This is a genomic window from Streptomyces sp. SID13726, assembly GCF_010548375.1.
Taxonomy (GTDB): domain Bacteria; phylum Actinomycetota; class Actinomycetes; order Streptomycetales; family Streptomycetaceae; genus Streptomyces.
The window spans coordinates 33393-51644 of the sequence record NZ_JAAGLY010000014.1; the positions used below are offsets into that span (position 1 = coordinate 33393).

The following is an 18252-nucleotide window of genomic DNA, read 5'->3' on the forward strand; positions in this document are numbered from 1 at the left end:
GAGATGAACAGCTCCTCCAGACAGCGCCGTCTGACCGCCGCGGCCCTCACCGCCCTGGCCGTCGCGGTCAGCGCCACCGCCTGCTCCTCCGGCTCGGGCAGCAGCGGCACCGAGGGCGCCGACAGCGGCACGTACACCGTCTGGGACCCGTACCCGCAGTTCGCCAAGGGCTCCGCCTGGACCACCCTGCTCGACAAGTGCGGCTCCGAGGCCGGAGTGAAGGTCAAGCGCACCGGCTTCGACACCAGCGACCTCGCCAACAAGACACTCCTCGCCGCCCAGCAGGGCAACTCCCCGGACCTCCTCATCGTCGACAACCCGGTCGTCTCCACCCTCGCCGAGGCGGGCGTGCTCACCACCACCGACGAGAGCAAGCTCGACACCTCCAAGGCCGACCCCAACCTGCTCGCGGCCGGCCAGTCCGGCGGCAAGACCTACGGCACCCCGATCGGCGCCAACACCCTCGCCCTCTACTACAACAAGGACGTCCTGAAGGCGGCCGGCGTGGACATCGCCTCCGTCAAGGACTGGAACTCCCTGACGGCGGCCCTCGCGAAGGTCAAGAAGGCCGGCAAGAAGGGCATCACCTTCTCCGCGATCGGCACCGAGGAAGGCAGCTTCCAGTTCCTGCCCTGGTTCTGGGGCTCGGGCGCGAAGCTCACCCAACTCGACTCCGCGCAGGGCGTGTCCGCGCTGACCCTGTGGAAGAACTGGCTGTCCGACGGCTACGCCCCCAACTCCGTCCTCAACAACACCCAGACCACCAGCTGGCAGGAGTTCGCGAGCGGCGATTACGCCTTCGCCGAGAACGGCACCTGGCAGCTCGCCAACGCCGAGAAGGCCGGATTCCCCTACGGCGTCCTGCCGATCCCCGGCGCCACCGGAGGCTCGGCCCCCGCCCCGACCGGCGGCGAGTTCGTCACCCTGCCCGTCCAGGACGACACCGGCCGCTACGCCATCTCCCAGAAGCTGGCCGCCTGCCTGACCAGCAGCGAGAACCTCCTGGAGACCGACAACACGCTGTCCTACGTGGCCCCCACCTCCGAGGTCCAGGACAAGCAGGTCGCCGCGAACGCCGCCCTGAAGCCGTGGGTGGAGGCGGTCAAGTCCGCCAAGGGACGTACCAGCGACGATCTGGGCACCAAGTACCCGAAGATCTCCGAGCAGCTGTGGAAGGCCGTCCAGTCCACCCTCAGCGGCTCCAAGTCGCCCAAGGACGCGCTGAGTTCGGCGCAGTCCGCGGTCAAGTGACATGGGACCGACGAAGCAGACGACCCGCCCGCTGAACCAGCGGTCCGCGCGGGCCCCGGTCGCCCCGCCACCGGCGGCGGACCGCCGCGGGCGTTCCCCGCAGTGGGCCGCCTGGGCGTTCCTCGCCCCCGTGACCCTCTACCTCGCCCTCTTCTACGCCTATCCGCTGTACCGCAACCTCGACCTGAGCCTGCGCGACTACACCGTGCGCTCCTTCGTGCAGGGCAACGCGCCCTTCACCGGCCTGAAGAACTACCGGACCGTCCTGGACGACCCGACCTTCGCCCCGGCGCTGCTGCACACCGTGGTCTTCACCGTCGTGTGCCTTGCCTTCCAGTACGCCATCGGCCTGGCCCTCGCGGTCTTCTTCCACCAGAACTTCCGGCTCTCCGCCACCCTGCGCGCCCTGTTCCTGGTGCCGTGGCTGCTGCCGCTGATCGTGTCGGCCTCCACCTGGTCGTGGATGCTCAACAGCGACTCCGGCATCGTCAACTCCCTGCTGGGCGGCCTCGGGTTCGACCCGGTGAACTGGCTGACCTCGCCGTCCTGGTCGCTGGCCTCGGTGATCATCGCGAACATCTGGATCGGCGTGCCGTTCAACCTCGTCGTGCTCCACAGCGGCCTCCAGTCCATCCCCGCCAGCCTGTACGAGGCAGCCGCGCTCGACGGCGCGAACGCCTGGCAGCGGTTCTGGAGCATCACCTTCCCGCTGCTGCGCCCGGTGTCGGCGATCACCCTGCTGCTCGGCCTGATCTACACCCTCAAGGTCTTCGACATCATCTGGATCATGACCAAGGGCGGCCCTGCGGACTCCTCGACCACCTTCGCCACCTGGTCCTACCAGCTCGGCTTCGGCAACCTCCTGCCCGCGTTCGGGCCGGGAGCCGCCGTCGGCAACCTGCTGGTGGTCGCCGCGCTGGCCTTCGGCCTGGTGTACGTGCGGGTCCAGCGCAAGCAGGCGCTGTCATGAGACATCGGGTGCCGTCATGAGAAAGCGAGCGCTGTCATGAGCAAGTCCCTGAAGACGGCCCTCGGGCTCCTGCTGACCGGGATCATGCTCTTCCCGGTCTACTGGATGGTCAACGTGTCCTTCACCCGCGACCAGGACATGCGCAAGAGCCCACCGGACCTCTTCCCCACCCACGGCACCCTCGCCGGCTACCGCACGGTCCTCGGCGAGCAGCTGCCCTACCTCGGCACCAGCCTCGTCGTCGGCCTCGGCACCGTCGCCCTCACCGTGGCCCTGGCCGCACCCGCCGGTTACGCCCTGGCCAAGCTGCGCCCGCGCGGCGGCGGAGTCCTCAGCTTCCTGCTGCTGGCCGCCCAGATGATCCCCGGCATCATCATGGCGATGGGCTTCTACGCCATCTACCTCCAGCTGGGCCTGCTGCACTCCGTCCCCGGCCTGATCGTCGCCGACTCCACCCTGGCCGTGCCCTTCGCGGTGCTGATCTTCACGGCGTTCATGTCCGGCATCCCCGGCGAACTGCTCCAGGCCGCGCAGATGGACGGCGCGAGGGCCCTGCGGATCTTCTGGTCGGTCGTGCTGCCGATGAGCCGCAACGCCGTCGTCACCGTGTCCCTGTTCGCCTTCCTGTGGTCCTGGTCCGACTTCGTCTTCGCCGGCACGCTCGTCAACGGCGGTGCCCAGGAGCCGATCACGCTCGGCATCTACCACTACATCGGCAACAACAACCAGGAGTGGAACGCCATCATGGCCACCGCCGTCGTGGCCTCGCTGCCCGCCGCGGTGATCCTCGTCCTCGCCCAGCGCTACGTGGCCGCCGGTGTGACCGCCGGTGCCGTGAAGGACTGAGCCCCCCACCCTGTCACCCCGACCGGTGCCCCCTGCTCCAGAAACGAGTCACACCACATGACCGCCGCCCCCTCCGGCCCGGCCTTCGACGTCCATGACATCCCCTTCAGCACCCACGGATCCTGGTTCGACATCTCGCCCGTGGTCGCGGAGAAGACCTACGCCGACGACCTCCACCTCGTCTCGCACCAGAACGGCATGCACGCCGTCCTGCGCCTGCTCCCCGTCGACCCGGCCACCGGAGCCCGGGCCGCCACCCGCGTCGAGGCGAGCCCCGGCCTGCTCAGCTGGACCGGCGAGAACGGCCGCGTCGACCTCGCCTACGAGTCCCCGGACACCGTCCGGCTGCGGGGGAGAGGCCTGGGCCTCGGTGTCCTCGCCGCCGCCCACGCCCTGACCCCGTTCAGCGGGACCTACTTCTTCCACGACCCGGCGGCCGACGCGCACGTGTTCACCTCCTACGAGACCGGCCGCCGCTACCGCGTCACCACGCTGTCCGGCACCCTCGCAGACCCGGCCGGAGCCCAGGCCCTCGGCACGGCCGAGCGCGGGCTCACCGTGACCGCGCCGGGCGACGGAGCCTGGGAGATCGCGGTCGAGGAACTCGACACCGCCCGCCCGCCGTACACGTCGTCCGCGTCCTTCGACGACGTCACGGAGGCCGCGCGGGGCGCGTTCCGCGACTTCGCCGACGCGGTGGCCCCCTGGCGCTCGCCGGACACCCCGGCCGCCGAACTCGCCGCCTACGTCCTGTGGTCGGCGACCGTACGCCCCACCGGCCTGGTCACCCGGCCCGCCGTACTGATGTCCAAGCACTGGATGGACAAGGTCTGGAGCTGGGACCACTGCTTCAACGCCCTGGCCCTCGCGCCCGGTTGCCCCGACCTTGCCTTGGACCAGTTCCACCTGCCCTTCGACCACCAGGACGACAGCGGAGCCCTGCCGGACTCCGTCACCCACTCCGAGGTCCTCCACAACTTCGTCAAGCCCCCCATCCACGGCTGGGCCTACGGCCGTCTGCGCCGCCGCCTGCCGACCCCGCCGAGCCGGGCCGAACTGACCCTGGCCTACACCCGGTTGGCGCGCTGGACCGACTTCTGGATCACCGCCCGAAGAGCCCCCGGCGCCCGGCTGCCCCACTACCAGCACGGCAACGACAGCGGCTGGGACAACGCCACCGCCTTCGACCCCGAGCGGGTGGTCGTCACCGCCGACCTCGCCGCGTTCCTCGTCCTCCAGCTCCGCGAACTAGCCGACCTCGCAAAGGAGTTGGGGAAGACGGACGAAGCGCACCGGTGGGCGGCCGGCGCCGAGGAGACACAGACGGCACTGCTCGACGAACTCTGGGCCGACGACCGGTTCGTGGCCCGCGGAGTGGCCACCGGCGACACCTGGACCAGCGCCGGCCTCCTCGACCTCATGCCCGTCGTCCTCGGCGAGCACCTGCCCGACGACATCGGCAGCACCCTCGCCGACCACATCAAGGCCCACCTGACCCCGTACGGCCTCGCCACCGAACTGACCACCTCACCGCACTACTTGGCCGACGGCTACTGGCGCGGCCCGATCTGGGCCCCGGCCACCGTCCTGGTCGAGGACGGCCTGCGCCGCGCCGGGCACCACCGCCTCGCCGACGACATCAGCGCCCGCTTCCGCGCCCTGTGCGAGGCCCACGGCTTCGCCGAGAACTTCGACGCCCTCACCGGAACGGGTCTGCGCGACCGCGCCTACACCTGGACCGCGGCCGGCTACCTCCTGCTGGCCGAGGCGCACGCCCACCGAGAGAGCCGCTGAACACCAAACCCCCGGCCCCGGGGCCACAGCGGGGCCCCGGTTCCCCCTCCCTCCCCTCCAGGAGCCGCACCATGCCCACCAACGTCCCCAGATCGACGACCCGCACCGGCCGGCGAACGCTCTCGTCCGCCGCCGTCCTCCTCGCCGCCCTGGCCACGACCCTGGTCCCGGTGACCCCCGCCGCGGCCGCCGACACCGGCGTCACCGTCGACTTCGCCACGGCGGGCGGCGCCCCCACCTACCACGCCTCCGGAACGATCTACGGCATGACGCCGAACGGCTCGCTCCCGCAGGACCACTTCTTCAAGGACATCAAGTGGCACTTCATGCGGGCCGGGGGCGCGCAGCTCAACAGCGGCGGCTACGCCACCAGCCTCGCCGACTACCGGACCCGCTGGAACTCGACGCTCGCCCAGTACCAGCGCACCGCCGCCCTCGGCGGCACCTTCGTCCTGCTGCCCCACGACCTGTGGGGCGCCGACGGCACCACCAGCCAGGGCTGGCCCGGCGACAACGGTGACTGGACGCAGTTCGACGACTTCGTCACCCAGCTCATCGGCGACGTCAAGGCCAACAACATGACCGTCCAGTGGGACCTGTGGAACGAGCCCGACGGCAGCGGCTTCTGGAAGCCCTCGCAGGCGCAGTACCTGCAGATGTGGTCGCGCTTCTACGCCAAGGTCCGCGCCGCCTTCCCGAACCAGCTCATCGTCGGCCCGAGCATCGCCGGCCAGCCCAACTCCTCCAACAGCTGGTGGACGACGTACCTGAACTACGTGAAGGCCAACGACGTCGCCCCCGACATCTACAGCTGGCACGACGAGCCCGGTGACCCGGTCACCGACGTCGGCCGCGCCAACTCCACGCTCGCGGCGGCCGGGTTGACGAACACCCGGGCGTACCAGATCAACGAGTACGCCACCTCGTCCATGCAGTCCCCGGGCGGCGGCGCCTGGTTCATCGGCCGTCTGGAGCGGGCCGGTGCCGACGGGCTGCGCGGCAACTGGGCCTCCGGCACCAACCTCCACGACTACGAGGCCGCCCTGCTCACCAAGAACAGCGCGGGCCAGTACCTGCCGCTGGGCGAGTGGTTCATGTACCGCTACTACGGCTCGCAGACCGGCAACATCGTCAACCTCGTGCCCGGCACCGGCACCGACGGCCTCGCCACCAAGGACAACACCGCGAGGAACGCCAAGATCCTGCTCGGCAGCAGCGGCAACACCGGCACCGTCACCGTGAATCTCACCGGCCTCGGCAGCACCTCGGTGGTGGAGAGCGGCAAGGTCCGTGCCGTCGTCCAGCGCGTCCCGTACAACAACGGTGCCGCGGTGGCCGGTCCCGAGACGATCTCCGACACCACCCTGACCGTCGGTAACAACGCGGCCTCCGTGAGCATCCCCTGGAGCAGCGCCAAGGACGGCTGGACCGTCACCCTGCTGCCGCCGTCCGAGACGACCGTCTCCACCGTCGCGGTCAGCCAGAACAGCGGGCAGTGCCTGGACGACACCGGCCTGAGCAAAGCGAACAACACGCAGTACCAGCAGTGGAACTGCGAGGGCGGCTACCAGCAGATGCTCGACCTCAAGCCCGTCAGCGGCAGGACGAACACCTACACCGTCGTCGACGAGCTCAGCGGCAAGTGCCTGGACGTGTCCGGGGCCTCGACCGCCGACGGCGCCGCCGTCATCCAGTACACCTGCAACGGCGCCACCAACCAGCAGTTCACCCTGAACCCCGTGACCGCCCTGGGCAACGGCAAGGACTACCAGCTGGTCGCCGTCCACAGCGGCAAGTGCGTCGACGTCAGCAACGTCTCGACCACGGCCGGGGCACTGGTCCACCAGTGGACCTGCGACGCGGCGAGCGCGCTCGGCACCAAGAAGAACCAGATCTGGCGGCTGCTCGGCAAGAGCTGACCCGACGGCGTCCCCAGGGCGCACGAACCGGGGCGGGCGGCGCAGGATCGGGGGCAGACCGCCGGGCCGTGTGCGCCCTGGTACGGCCTGCCGCCGGGCGCCTACCGTGACGGCACGGCCCTGCGACAGGGATGCGGCAGGGCGGAACCTCCTGTGGTCACCGGACGTCCGGTCCGGTCGCCGGCCGGGTGCGGTGCGGCGGCACGGGCGATGCCCCGGCGATCACGCGCGCGACAGGAACCACCCCTGAGTCCGCTCGGCCGCGCAAACCGGGAGCCCGCGGCACGAGTGTGCGTCGAGAGCTCCGTGGAGGCAGCCGTGCACCGACCCCGCGTCGCGCTGATCGCCGACCCCACCTCGCCCGAGGGCTGCCGCGAGTACCTGGCCCGGGCGGTCGAACTGCTCACCGGGGCACCGCCGGTCCGGATCGACTCCCGGCACTTCGCCGCCGGCGGCACCGGGCGCGCGGTGCCCGAGCGGGGACGGTTACGCCTGAGCGTCCCCGAACAGGGCCTGGACGTGCGGCCCGACGTGGTCGTCCTGTACGAGATCCAGCCGCACCGGCGCCGGGCGCTGGCCGGCTTCCAGCGGCTGCTGCGGCGGCACGGCGCGGTGAGCCTGGCCGGTGACCCCGAGGCGTGGCGGACGGCGACCGAGAAGAACCTGACCGTCGGGCGGTTCGAGCGCGACGGGGTCGCCCAGATGGAGACCGCCGTGCTGTCCCGGCCCGGACCCGGTGCGGCGGCGGCCGTCTTCGACCGGCTCGGGCGTGACGTGTGGGCCCGGCCCGTCGTCGGCACCGGCGGCGACGACACCTTCCACCTCACCACCGAACCGGCCCTGGAGCGGGCCGCCGCCTTCTACGCCGGGCGCGGCACCGACTGGCTGCTGTCCCGGGACGCCGGGAACGTCACCGCGGAAGGCCACCGCCACCAGTTCCGGGTCTTCGTCCTGGGTGACCGGATCGTCCACGCCCGGGAGCACGTCCAGCCCGCGCCCGACACGCCCTGCAACACCTGCCGGGGCGCGACCCCGCTGCACATCGCGCCCGCGGACCTGGACCCGCGCCTGGCCGAACTCGCCGTCGCCGCGACCGAGTCCGTGGGCCTGCCCTTCGCCGGGGTCGACCTGGCCGTCGAGAACGGCGGAGTCGTCTTCGAGGTCAACGTCCACCCGGCCTTCGTGGACGGCGAACTGTCCCTGGTGGCCGTCCCGTACATCCAGGCACACCTCGACGCACTGGCCGCCGGGAACGCACCACAGGGAATAGCTCCCCTCCAGGGAGGGGAGCTTCACCGCACCGGTCAGGCGGTCAGCTGATGCACAGCAGGTTGAGCACGCACAGCCCCGCCGGATCGGTGGCGGACGACGAGGGGGTGGTCGTCTCCGAGGTCTGAGAGCTCCCGGAACCCGTGCTCGTGCCGGTTCCCGAGTCGGTGGCGGTCGTGCCGCTGTCCGTAGCCGTCGACGAAGGGGTCTGCTCCGTCGTCGTGGACGTGGTGGTGCCGGTGTCGGCAGTGGCCGCGACCGACGCCGAGAGCGAGGCCTTCGACTGCGACCGCGAGGCGGTCGTCGCCGTCGGCGTGGGCGTGGCGGCGGAGTCCGTGTGGATCGACGAACGGCCGCTCGTGGACGCCGAACCGGCCGTCCCGCGGTGCGAGGAGACCTTCGTGCCGGGCGTCTTCGTGGCGGCCTGGTGCGCCTCGCCCGGAGTGTCCGCCGTGGGGAGCGAGTCGTCCGAGGTCGGCACCTCGGCCCCGCCCATGGCTCGGTTGTCCGGCGAAGTGGCCGCCTGGGGACGGCCGTTGGACTGCTGGCTCATCGCCGTGACGGTCAGTCCGCCGCCGACGAGGGCGACCGCGGTCGCGACCACGGCCTTGCGCTGGCTCTTGCGCCAGCGGGCCCGCTGGCGCCGCCGGGCCGCCCGGCCCTCCGTGGCCACGGGAGCGTCCGCCACGTCCTCGGTACCGGCCGGGTCGGCGCCGGGCACCGGCTCCTCGTAGCGGCCCGCTTCGTGCCACGTGGGCGCTTCCTCCCACACCGCCGCGCCCGTCGTCGCGTGGATCTGGACGGGGGGAGCGATGTCGGGGGCGTAGGCGCCGCATCCGGGGCACGCCAGCGCGCCGTTGAGATGCCGACGGCACGAGGAGCAGTAGTCCATCTGGTCTTCCTGAGTCGACAGCACCATCGGCCCGCTGGCCGTGGCCGGTCTCGTTCGCACGGGGGATCGAGCCGGAGGTAAAGCTAGCGACGCTTTCGAAAGGCAGTGTGCAGCCTGTGTGATGCTCCTGCGCAGATGTCCCAGGGGTGCGGTGGGCACGACGGCCGTACGTCGTATTCGCGCCCCTTGTCCGTCGCTCGCGCGACACCCGGCCCGCCGGCGACGTGTGGCAGCGGGCGAGCCGGGCCGGGCACGTCAGTGGTGCCGGACGGTCCAGAGGGTGGCGTGGTAGACGCCGTCCGGCTCGGCCGGATCGGTCGGCGGCAGCGCGCTGTTGCCGACGGCGGCGCCGTACCGGTCCACGTCGGACGCCGTGGAGTGGACGCCCCCGAGGGCGGGCAGCAGCGTGAACTCCCGGGTGTCGAGGCGGTAGACGTAGGCGAAGGGCCCGGGGTTGGTGTCCCCGGCGGCGAACTTCCCGGCCGCGCCGTTGACGAAGGTCCGCCCCGGCCCGGTGCCGAAGGTCGACAGGGTCTTGGAGCGCAGGTCGTAGGCGTACGCCGGGCGGGCTGTGGCCAGGACGGTGTGCCCGGTGACGACCGGGCGGTAGGACAGCTCGGGGCCCAGGTCGGACCAGACCCCGCTGTGGATGTCGTAGGCGAAACCGCGCTCCGCGGGAGTGCCGGAGGCGCCGTCCGGCCGGGGCTGGAAGGTGCCGACGACGGTGTGCCCGCTGATCGAGGTGACCTTGCTGGTGACACCGTTGTCGTAGGTGCTCAGGTCGGTCCAGGTCCGGGTGCGCAGGTCGTAGACGTAGGCGTGGCCGGTCTCGAACGGCGTGTTCGGGTAGTCCCAGGTGCCCGCGACATACCGGTTCAGGGAGCTGCCGACCGCGGAGCTGGTCCCGTCCGGGCCGACCGGTGAGTCGAGTTCGGTCAGCACGCCGGTGCGCGCGTCGTAGGCGTAGGCGTGGGTGTTCCGGTTGGCCGGGGTGGAGGCGCTGCCCACCACCGTACGGCCGCTGATGTCGGTGACATGGCTGTCGCCCTCGGCGAAGGTGCCGATGGTCCGCATCCGGCCGGTGCGCAGGTCGTGTACGAAGCCCCGGCGGTCGCTGTCCGGCCAGTAGATGTTGCCGGCCACGTACCGGCCCTCGACGTCGATCGCGGTGCTCGACGTTCCCCCGAGCGTGCCGAGGTCGGTCATCACGCGCGTGGAGCGGTCGTAGGCGAAGGCGTGTGAGTTGAAGTCGTCACCGGCGAGTGTCGAGCTGCCGACCACCGTGTCCGGGTCGAGCGCGACCGCGGAGCTGTAGGTGCCGCCGAGCGTGCCCAGGTCGAGGGCGGTGTACTGGGGCGGGGACGGCTTCGCGGGCTGGGCGAGCGCCGGTCCCGAGCCGAGTCCGAGGAGTGCGAGCGCGAGTGCCGCGGCTGCTAATCGTCTGTGTCTCATGGAGCCCCCCTGTGAGCCGACTGTGCGATCTTGTCGTTGCTACCGTCCAGCCCCTCGGGCCAACCCCCGCCCCACGGAACGTACGGAAAAACTCATCCGGGTGACGAACCCCCTGTGGACGCCGCCCGCGCCGCCCGAGCCGCCAGCGCCTCCAGGAGCAGGTCCACCGCCTCCTCGAACGAGCTGTCCGCCATCCCCGGCAGCTCCCGGCGTACGGCGGTGAGCGCCGGGTACGCCTGTGGGTCCAGGTCCTGGTAGACGTCCCGCCACGCCCGGTGATCGGCCTCGCGCTGCTGGCGGGGGAGCGCCTGGAAGGCCGCGTCGGTGGCCGCGTGGCTGAGCACGGTGTCGATGAAGGCCAGATAGAGCCGGGCGGCGGCGGCCGGTTCGAAGCCCGCCGACAGCAACAGGCCGATACCGGTGTCCACCGCGCGGATCTCGCTCACGCGCCGGGTCACCCGGTGCGCGGCCATCGCCGCCGCCCGCGGATGGGCGACGTACCCGGCCCGCACCCGCAACGCCATCTCGCGCAGCGAGGCCACCCAGTCGTCCCCCGGGACGAACCCCTCCATCGCGTCGCCGATGATCCGGTCCGCGATGGCCAGCACCAGGTCGTCGGTGTCGTGGAAGTAGCGGTACAGCGCGGTCGGATCACAGCCCAGCGCCGCCCCGAGCCGCCGCACGCTCAGCGCCTCGGGACCGTGCTCGCCGATCAGGCGCAGCGCGGTCTCCACGATCAGGTCCCCGGACAGCAGGACCCCGGAGCGGGTGGGGCGCCTGCGCCGGCGCTCCTTTGGGACACGGGTGGACATGCCGGGCTCCTCTTCGCCGGGAGCCCTCAGTGAACGGCCCCGGGCGGGCTTACGTCAACAGGGTTGACCCAATGTGGACATCGGCTGTTCCATCACCTCACCGCGCGGCTCTTCCCCGTCTCCCGTCCCCGAGGAGCCCTCCATGTCGTCCGCACCGCCCCTCCCCTCCGCACCGGGCCCGACCCTGCGCCGCTCCCTCGGCGTCGTCGACGGTGTCGCCATCGCCGCGTCCAGCACCGCGGCCACCACCAGCATCGCCATCGGCATGGGCACGATCGCGACCATCGTGGGCCTCCAGGCCCCCGCGCTCCTGCTCCTCGCCTTCCTGCCGGTCCTCGGCATCGCCACCGCCTACGCCCGCCTCAACCGCTCGGAGCCGAACTGCGGCAACGGCTACGTCTGGGTCGGCAAGGCGCTCGGCCCCTGGCCCGGCTTCCTGACCGGCTGGGTCACCCTGGTCGGCTCGATCATCTTCTGCGCCTACACCAGCGCGATCATGGGCTCGGTCGTCCTGCTCTTCGCCAACAAGGCGGGCCTGCACAGCCTCGCCGGCATCGACCTCGACCCGACGTCGACCGGTGTCACCACCGCGGTCGGCATGGTGATCCTCGTCGGCCTCACCGCCCTGGCCGTCACCGGCATCCGCTCCGCGACCCGGCTCCAGTTCGCCCTGCTGGTCTTCGAGTACGCGGTCCTGCTGGCCTTCTGCGGCTGGGCCCTGATCACTGGAGACCACGCCTTCTCGCTGTCCTGGTTCAACCCCTTCGAGATCTCCAGCGGCACGACCTTCGCCCAGGGCATGGTCCTCGCGGTGTTCTTCTTCTGGGGCTGGGACGCGGCCTTCAGCGTCAACGAGGAGACCAAGAGCCCCGGCGACGCGGCCCGCGGCGGACTCATCGCCCTGTTCGCCATGCTCGGCCTGTTCCTCTTCGCCTCCGTCGCCTTCCAGCGCGAGATGAGCCTGAGCGAACTCGTCACGAACGGCCCCCAGGCCCTGCCGTACCTCGGCGAGAAACTCGCCGCCGAACCCTGGGCCACCCTGCCCCTGGTCGCCCTGATGTTCTCCGCGGTCGCCTCCGTGCAGGCCACTCTGATCCCCACCGCACGCGGCCTGTTCGCCATGAGCCGCGACCGCACCATGGGGCCGGTGTGGACCCGCATCCACCCGCGCTACGGCACCCCCGCCGCCGGTACCGTGATCGTGATGTCCATCGCCGGGGTGATCGCCCTGCTCGCCGTCGCGATCCCCAAGCTCAGCGACATGCTGCTCGCCGCGGTCAACGCCATCGGCCTCATCGTGGCCCTCTACTACGGCCTCACCGCGATCGCCTGCGCCGTACGGTTCCGGTCCGCCCGGCACGACGGGCCGCGGGAGGCGCTGCTGGCCATCGGCGTGCCCGCGGTGTCCGGCCTGATCCTGCTGGGCCTCGGCACCTATCTCGGATACTCGTACCTGACCATGAGCGACCACTTCGAACTCAGCCCGGACAACGGCTGGTTCATGTTCTCGCTGCCCGCCGTGATCGTGCTCGCCGGCCTCGGCATGGCCGCCGTCGCCAAGTACGCGCGGCACTCGCCGTACTTCACCACCGGGCGCGGTACCGACGCCGAGTCCCTGACCCTGCCGATGGACCGTTCGGCGGCCTGACCCACCCTGGAGCCCACCTTCATGTCACTCACCGCGGACCTCGTCCTCACGGGCGGCCCCGTGCACACCGTCGATCCCGCCCGCAGCCGCGCCACCGCCGTGGCCGTGCGCGACGGGCGGATCGTCGCCGTCGGCCACGACGAGGTGCACGAGCTGATCGGCCCCGGCACCGAAGTCGTCGACCTCGCAGGGAAGTTGCTGCTCCCGGGCTTCCAGGACGCGCACGTCCACCCGCAGGGCGCGGGCCTCGAACTCGGCATGTGCCACCTCGCCGACACCGTTGACCCCGCCGAGTACCTGCGCAGGATCAAGGCGTACGCCGACCGGAACCCGGACGCCGAGTGGATCACCGGTGGCGGCTGGTCCCTGGAGGCGTTCCCCGGCGGGGCACCCACCGCGGCGGCCCTCGACGCGATCGTCCCGGACCGCCCGGTCTTCCTGCCCAACCGCGACCACCACGGCGCCTGGGTCAACACCCGGGCCCTGGAGCGCGCGGGCATCGACGCCCGCACCCCCGACCCCGTCGACGGCCGCATCGAACGCGACGCCGACGGCAACCCCATCGGCACCCTCCAGGAAGGCGCCGTCCACCTGGTGGGGAAGCTGGTGCCGGAGCCCACCCCGGAGGAGCAACTCACCGCGCTGCTGCGGGCGCAGAGCGTGCTGCACTCGTACGGCGTCACCGCCTGGCAGGACGCCATCGTCGGCACGTACGCCAACATGACCGACCCCGCGCCCACCTACCGGGCCGCCCTCGACCGGGGCCTGCTCACCGCCCGTGTCGTCGGGGCCCTGTGGTGGGACCGCGAGCGCGGTGCCGAGCAGATCCCCGAACTCGCCGCCAAGCGCGAGGAGTTGAGCGGAGGGCGGTTCCGTGCCACGACCGTGAAGGTGATGCAGGACGGCATCGCCGAGAACCACACCGCCGCCATGCTGGACCCCTATCTCACCGGCTGCGGCTGCTCCTCGGGCAATGACGGCATCAGCTTCGTCGACCCGGGGGACCTGAGGAAGTACGTCACCGAACTCGACGCGCTCGGCTTCCAGGTGCACTTCCACGCGCTCGGCGACCGCGCGGTGCGCGAGGCCCTCGACGCCGTGGAGTCCGCGCGCACGGCCAACGGATGGCGCGACACCCGGCACCACCTGGCCCACCTCCAGGTCGTGCACCCGGACGATGTCCTGAGGTTCCGGGCCCTGGGTGCGAGCGCCAACCTCCAGATGCTGTGGGCCGCCCACGAACCCCAGATGGACGAGCTGACCCTGCCCTTCCTCGGCGCCGAACGCGGCGCACGGCAGTACCCGTTCGGCGATCTGCTGCGCGCCGGCGCGACCCTGGCCGCCGGCAGCGACTGGCCGGTCAGCAGCCCCGACCCCTTCCAGGCCATCCACGTCGCCGTCAACCGGCTCGCCCCCGACGCCCCCGACGACACCCCGGTCTTCCTCCCGGAACAGCGCCTCGACCTCGGCACCGCCCTCGCCGCGTACACGGCGGGCAGCGCCCACGCCAACCACCTCGACGACATCTCCGGCAGCATCACCGTCGGAAAGTCGGCCGACCTCGTCGTACTCGACCGGGATCCGTTCGCGGGCCCGCCCGAGGAGATCGCCGCCACCCGTGTCCAGCAGACCTTCGTCGAGGGGAGGCGGGTGCACGCGGCGGGGGACGCCTGAGCGGCGGGCCGCCGACGAAGAGAGCTTGACGTATCAACTGCGGTTGTCCGGGCCGACGATGTCTCCGCGGCGTCGGCCTCGCTCAGGCCGCCTCTGCGGCGGCCGCCCGCGCGCCGACCACGGCCCGCCCGCGCTCCGACTCCGGGAAGCGGTCGAGCATCGCGCGCAGTTGCTCGGCGTCGACGTCGGCGCCGAACGGCTCGGTGCCGGGTTCGAGGCGGACGCCCTCGGCGAGGGGGCCGGCCGGCACCGGGTCGAAGCCGAGCGCGTCGACGAGGCGGGCGACCGTGGCGAGGCCGGCCGGGTCGTCACCGGCGACGGCGATCGCCTTGCGGCCCGGTGTGCCCGCGGGGCGGGCTCCGTCCTCCAGGTCGTGGTAGCCCATGTGGTTGAAGGCCTTGACCACCCGGGACCCGGACAGGTACTCCTGCACGGTCTCGCTGGAGGAGGTCAGCGGGTCGGTGAGGTCCTCGCGGATGCCGTCGACCTCCCACCAGTAGTTCATCGCGTCGACGACGAGCTTCCCGCGCAGCGCCTCGGCCGGCACGCTCCGGTACTTGCCGAGCGGCAGCGCGAGCACGACGACGTCCGCCTCCGCCGCGGCCCGCGCCGCGGTGACCGGTTCTGCGCCGGGGGTGAGCACCTCGACGGTGAGGGCGATCTTCTCGGGGTCGCCCGACCCGGCGATCAGCACCCGCAACCCGGCGGCCACCGCGAGCCGGGCCAGCACGGTGCCGACCTTGCCCGCGCCCAGGATGCCGACGGTGCCTACGGCGGTGGTGTCCATGTCGTCCTCTGCGTTCACGGGGTCAGTCGGCGAGGAGTTCGCGGACCATCGGGAGCACCTTGGTGCCGTACAGCTCGACCGAGCGCAGCCGGGCGCTGACCGGCTGGGCGCCCGTGGTGTAGATCAGGTCGAACCGGCCGACGCCGAGCGCCTTGACGGCGGCGGCCGTCTTGCGGGCGACCGTCTCAGGTGAACCGATGTACAGCGAGCCGTGCGCGATCTCGGCCTCGTACTCCTCTCTGCGCACCGGCGGCCACCCGCGCAGTGCGCCGATACGGTCCCGGATGACCTTGTAGTGCGGCCAGTGCAGCTCCTTGGCCTGCTCGTCGGTGTCGGCGACGAAGCCCGGCGAGTGCATGCCGACCGGGTGGGCGGTCGTGCCGAACTTGTCGGCGGCGCGCCGGTAGAGGTCGATGTACGGCGCGAACCGCTCCGGGCTGCCGCCGATGATGGCGATCATCAGCGGGAAGCCGTAGCGCGCGGTGCGGATCACGGACTGCGGTGAGCCGCCGACCCCGACCCAGGTGCTCAGGTGCCCGGACTCGGTCTTGGGGAAGACGTCGGCGTTCTCCAGGGCGGCCCGCTTGGTGCCGCTCCAGGTGACGGGCTTCTCCTCCAGCAGTTGGGCGAAGAGCTCGATCTTCTCCTCGAACAGGACGTCGTAGTCGGCGAGGTCGTAGCCGAACAGCGGGAACGACTCGGTGAAGGAACCGCGTCCGAGGATGACCTCGGCCCGGCCGTTCGAGAGCGCGTCGACCGTGGCGAAGCGCTGGAAGACGCGGACCGGGTCGTCGCTGCTGAGCACGGTCACGCCGGAGGCCAGACGGATGCGGTCGGTGCGGGTGGCGATGCCGGCCAGCACGGTCTCGGGGGAGGAGATCGCGAACTCCGGGCGGTGGTGCTCGCCCAGGGCTACGACGTCGACGCCGACCTGCTCGGCGAGGACGGCCTCGTCGACGACCTGCCGGATGGCCCGGGCGTCGGACACCAAAGTGCCGGAGTCGTCCTCCGGGACATCGCCGAACGTGTCCAGACCGAAGACGAGTTCAGACATGGGCGGGCTCCTTCGTGAGCAGTTCCCTGACCCGCGGGGCGACTTCGCGGCCCAGCAGGTCGATCGTGCGGGCGACGGTCCCGGGGGAGCCGACGAACAGCGCGCCCGTCTCGACCTTCGCCGGACAGCTCCTCCTGGTTGACGCGTCAAGTATTGCTCGCCATAATTGATGTGTCAACTAAAGGAGGGTGATCATCATGACGGAGCGGAGGAAGGCCTTCCCCACGGCTGAGGAGCTGCGGATCTGGCGGGACTTCATCGAGACGACGGAAGCCCTGCGCTCCGAACTCGGCTCACGGCTGCACAGCGAGTCCTCCCTCTCCCCGGGCGACTACGCCGTACTGCTGGCCCTGCGCGAGGCGGACGGGCACCGGCTGCGCTCCTCCGCGCTGGCCGCCGCCGTCGGCTGGGAGCGCAGCCGGCTCTCGCACCAGCTCGGCCGGATGGAGCGGCGGAGCCTGCTGCGGCGCCAGGAGTGCGCCACCGACAGCCGCGGCGCCGAAGTGGTTCTCACGGCCGCGGGCGCGGAGGCGTTCCGCAACGCCTCGCTGCCGCATCTGCGGGCCGTCCGCGAACTGTTCGTCCAAGCCCTCACCCCCGAGGACCTGGCCGCGGCGGACCGGATCGCGACGGCGCTGCGGGCCCGGCTCACGGCGTCGCGCAACCCTTGATCTGCGGGGATGCGGCCGGGAGCCTGTGACAGTATCGGCGGTGGACGCACGGCCACGTGCTGGGGTCGAGGGCAGAGGACGAACGACATGAACCGGCCGCCGGGAATGATGGACGTGGCACGGGAGGCCGGCGTCTCGCACATCACCGTCTCCCGCGTGATCAACGACCACCCCTCGGTACGGCCGGAGACCCGGGCCCGTGTCGAGGCCGCGATCCAGAAGCTCGGCTACCGCCGCAACAGCGTGGCCAGGGCCCTCAAGAGCCGCCGTTCCTCGACGATCGGCGTGGTGATCGTCGGCTCCGACCTCTTCGAACTGCCCCGCATCCTCCTCGGTGTCGAGACGGCCGCCAAGCAGGCCGGCTACTGGGTGAGCCTGGCCAGCCGGCAGGGCGAGAGCACCACCGGTGACCTGGTGGAGACCCTGCGCCGGCTCACCGACCAGTCGGTGGAGGCCATCGCCGTCGTCGCCGACCGGCCCGGTGTCGTGGAGGCACTGTCCGGCCTCGTCCTCGAAGTGCCGGTCGCGGTCGTGATGTCCGGCAGCGTGCCCCACCCCGAGCTGAGCTTCGTCGAGGTCGACCAGGAACTCGGCGCCCGGCTCGCCGTACGCCACCTCCTCGACCTCGGACACCGGCGCGTCGCCCATCTCACCGGCGCCCTGCGCACCTTCGACGCCCGCGCCCGCGTCGACGGCTGGCGGGCCGAACTCACCGCCGGGGGAGCGGACGGGCCCCTGCTGGAGGGCGACTTCAGCGCCGAGAGCGGGTTCCGCCTCGCCCACACGCTCTGCGACGACGAGGCCGGCCTGCCCACCGCGGTCTTCGCGGGCAACGACCAGATGGCCATGGGGGCGCTGGCCGCCTTCGCCGAACGGGGCGTCAAGGTGCCCCGGGACGTCTCCCTCGTCGGCTTCGACGACATGAAGGGCGCCGACTACCTCGTCCCCGCCCTCACCACGGTCCGCCAGGACTTCGCCCAACTCGGCGGGAACGCCATCGAGTTGCTGGTCGGCATGCTCGGCGGCGAGCCCGCGCAGCGGCAGCGGATCACACCGGAACTCGTCGTACGGCACAGCACCGCCGCGCCTCGCGCCGACTCCTGAGCGCCGATCCGAAAGTTTCGCTGCGCTTGTGGGCTGTCGCCCCCGCCGGAGCCGTCGGTAGCGTCGGCCGGGCACGCCGTGAAACGACCCTCACCGGGGACAGAACCAC

Annotated in this window: 16 protein-coding genes; 10 read left to right on the forward strand and 6 right to left on the reverse strand. The window is 71.6% G+C overall.

Translation table 11 applies throughout. From position 1 onward, the window contains the following. Window positions 1-3 precede the first annotated feature (3 nt). From G3I78_RS30605 to G3I78_RS30630, 6 genes are all read left to right on the forward strand, one after another. Window positions 4-1251 carry an extracellular solute-binding protein gene (locus tag G3I78_RS30605; RefSeq protein WP_164430431.1) on the forward strand — a complete coding sequence of 416 codons (1248 nt, stop codon included), beginning with the start codon at window positions 4-6 and terminating at the stop codon, window positions 1249-1251. 1 nt (window position 1252) lies between these two features. Then, entirely contained in the window at window positions 1253-2221 is a 969-nt protein-coding gene (locus G3I78_RS30610) for a sugar ABC transporter permease (RefSeq protein ID WP_164430433.1), read from the forward strand. 36 nt (window positions 2222-2257) lie between these two features. Beyond that, the gene (locus tag G3I78_RS30615) at window positions 2258-3067 is read left to right on the forward strand and encodes a carbohydrate ABC transporter permease (protein WP_164430434.1); all 810 of its coding nucleotides are present in this window, start codon (window positions 2258-2260) and stop codon (window positions 3065-3067) included. Window positions 3068-3124: 57 nt separating this feature from the next. Continuing rightward, on the forward strand, window positions 3125-4861 hold the full coding sequence (locus G3I78_RS30620; protein ID WP_164430437.1) for a trehalase family glycosidase: 1737 nt from the start codon (window positions 3125-3127) through the stop codon (window positions 4859-4861). A gap of 71 nt (window positions 4862-4932) precedes the next feature. After that, the gene (locus G3I78_RS30625) at window positions 4933-6780 is read left to right on the forward strand and encodes an RICIN domain-containing protein (RefSeq protein WP_164430439.1); all 1848 of its coding nucleotides are present in this window, start codon (window positions 4933-4935) and stop codon (window positions 6778-6780) included. Between the two features lie 318 nt (window positions 6781-7098). Beyond that, window positions 7099-8100 (forward strand): alpha-L-glutamate ligase, encoded by a 1002-nt coding sequence (locus tag G3I78_RS30630; protein WP_164430441.1) that lies wholly within the window; start codon window positions 7099-7101, stop codon window positions 8098-8100. Here G3I78_RS30630 and G3I78_RS30635 read toward each other — a convergent pair. From G3I78_RS30635 to G3I78_RS30645, 3 genes are all read right to left on the reverse strand, one after another. Further along, window positions 8093-8941: a hypothetical protein gene (locus G3I78_RS30635; RefSeq protein ID WP_164430443.1), complete on the reverse strand. Its 849-nt coding sequence runs from the start codon at window positions 8939-8941 to the stop codon at window positions 8093-8095. The two genes, G3I78_RS30630 and G3I78_RS30635, sit on opposite strands and share 8 nt — an antisense overlap. A gap of 255 nt (window positions 8942-9196) precedes the next feature. Beyond that, window positions 9197-10393, reverse strand: coding sequence for a hypothetical protein (locus tag G3I78_RS30640; RefSeq protein WP_164430445.1), 1197 nt, complete (start codon window positions 10391-10393; stop codon window positions 9197-9199). Window positions 10394-10485: 92 nt separating this feature from the next. Continuing rightward, on the reverse strand, window positions 10486-11205 hold the full coding sequence (locus G3I78_RS30645) for a TetR/AcrR family transcriptional regulator (RefSeq protein WP_164430447.1): 720 nt from the start codon (window positions 11203-11205) through the stop codon (window positions 10486-10488). Window positions 11206-11347: 142 nt separating this feature from the next. Here G3I78_RS30645 and G3I78_RS30650 point away from each other — a divergent pair, with 142 nt between their 5' ends. Both G3I78_RS30650 and G3I78_RS30655 read left to right on the forward strand, forming a co-directional pair. Next, a complete protein-coding gene (locus tag G3I78_RS30650; protein WP_164430449.1) occupies window positions 11348-12853 on the forward strand; it encodes an APC family permease in 1506 nt (501 codons plus the stop codon). 21 nt (window positions 12854-12874) lie between these two features. Then, window positions 12875-14527: an amidohydrolase gene (locus G3I78_RS30655; protein WP_164430451.1), complete on the forward strand. Its 1653-nt coding sequence runs from the start codon at window positions 12875-12877 to the stop codon at window positions 14525-14527. 82 nt (window positions 14528-14609) lie between these two features. Here G3I78_RS30655 and G3I78_RS30660 read toward each other — a convergent pair whose 3' ends face one another. Genes G3I78_RS30660 through G3I78_RS30670 form a run of 3 tightly spaced genes read right to left on the reverse strand, consistent with a single transcriptional unit; the run spans window position 14610 to window position 16546 of the window. Continuing rightward, window positions 14610-15332 (reverse strand): NAD(P)-binding domain-containing protein, encoded by a 723-nt coding sequence (locus G3I78_RS30660; protein WP_343243885.1) that lies wholly within the window; start codon window positions 15330-15332, stop codon window positions 14610-14612. A gap of 4 nt (window positions 15333-15336) precedes the next feature. Beyond that, window positions 15337-16368: an LLM class flavin-dependent oxidoreductase gene (locus tag G3I78_RS30665; RefSeq protein ID WP_164430454.1), complete on the reverse strand. Its 1032-nt coding sequence runs from the start codon at window positions 16366-16368 to the stop codon at window positions 15337-15339. Next, window positions 16361-16546, reverse strand: coding sequence for a hypothetical protein (locus G3I78_RS30670; protein ID WP_203615764.1), 186 nt, complete (start codon window positions 16544-16546; stop codon window positions 16361-16363). Before G3I78_RS30670 ends, G3I78_RS30665 begins: the two co-directional genes overlap by 8 nt. 19 nt (window positions 16547-16565) lie before the next feature. On the opposite strand from G3I78_RS30670, the gene G3I78_RS30675 reads away from it, so the two are divergent. Next, window positions 16566-17039, forward strand: coding sequence for a MarR family transcriptional regulator (locus tag G3I78_RS30675; RefSeq protein WP_164430456.1), 474 nt, complete (start codon window positions 16566-16568; stop codon window positions 17037-17039). An 87-nt stretch (window positions 17040-17126) separates the two neighbouring features. After that, a complete protein-coding gene (locus tag G3I78_RS30680) occupies window positions 17127-18143 on the forward strand; it encodes a LacI family DNA-binding transcriptional regulator (protein WP_164430458.1) in 1017 nt (338 codons plus the stop codon). Window positions 18144-18252: the final 109 nt, after the last annotated feature.

Coding starts and splice junctions, on each gene's coding strand:
- G3I78_RS30610 (WP_164430433.1), top strand. CDS start 1,253: ATGGGACCGACGAAGCAGACGACCCGCCCGCTGAACCAGCGGTCCGCG.
- G3I78_RS30625 (WP_164430439.1), top strand. CDS start 4,933: ATGCCCACCAACGTCCCCAGATCGACGACCCGCACCGGCCGGCGAACG.
- G3I78_RS30645 (WP_164430447.1), bottom strand. CDS start 11,205: ATGTCCACCCGTGTCCCAAAGGAGCGCCGGCGCAGGCGCCCCACCCGC.
- G3I78_RS30665 (WP_164430454.1), bottom strand. CDS start 16,368: ATGTCTGAACTCGTCTTCGGTCTGGACACGTTCGGCGATGTCCCGGAG.
- G3I78_RS30680 (WP_164430458.1), top strand. CDS start 17,127: ATGAACCGGCCGCCGGGAATGATGGACGTGGCACGGGAGGCCGGCGTC.
- G3I78_RS30605 (WP_164430431.1), top strand. CDS start 4: ATGAACAGCTCCTCCAGACAGCGCCGTCTGACCGCCGCGGCCCTCACC.
- G3I78_RS30620 (WP_164430437.1), top strand. CDS start 3,125: ATGACCGCCGCCCCCTCCGGCCCGGCCTTCGACGTCCATGACATCCCC.
- G3I78_RS30675 (WP_164430456.1), top strand. CDS start 16,566: ATGACGGAGCGGAGGAAGGCCTTCCCCACGGCTGAGGAGCTGCGGATC.
- G3I78_RS30655 (WP_164430451.1), top strand. CDS start 12,875: ATGTCACTCACCGCGGACCTCGTCCTCACGGGCGGCCCCGTGCACACC.
- G3I78_RS30635 (WP_164430443.1), bottom strand. CDS start 8,941: ATGGACTACTGCTCCTCGTGCCGTCGGCATCTCAACGGCGCGCTGGCG.
- G3I78_RS30650 (WP_164430449.1), top strand. CDS start 11,348: ATGTCGTCCGCACCGCCCCTCCCCTCCGCACCGGGCCCGACCCTGCGC.
- G3I78_RS30640 (WP_164430445.1), bottom strand. CDS start 10,393: ATGAGACACAGACGATTAGCAGCCGCGGCACTCGCGCTCGCACTCCTC.
- G3I78_RS30615 (WP_164430434.1), top strand. CDS start 2,258: ATGAGCAAGTCCCTGAAGACGGCCCTCGGGCTCCTGCTGACCGGGATC.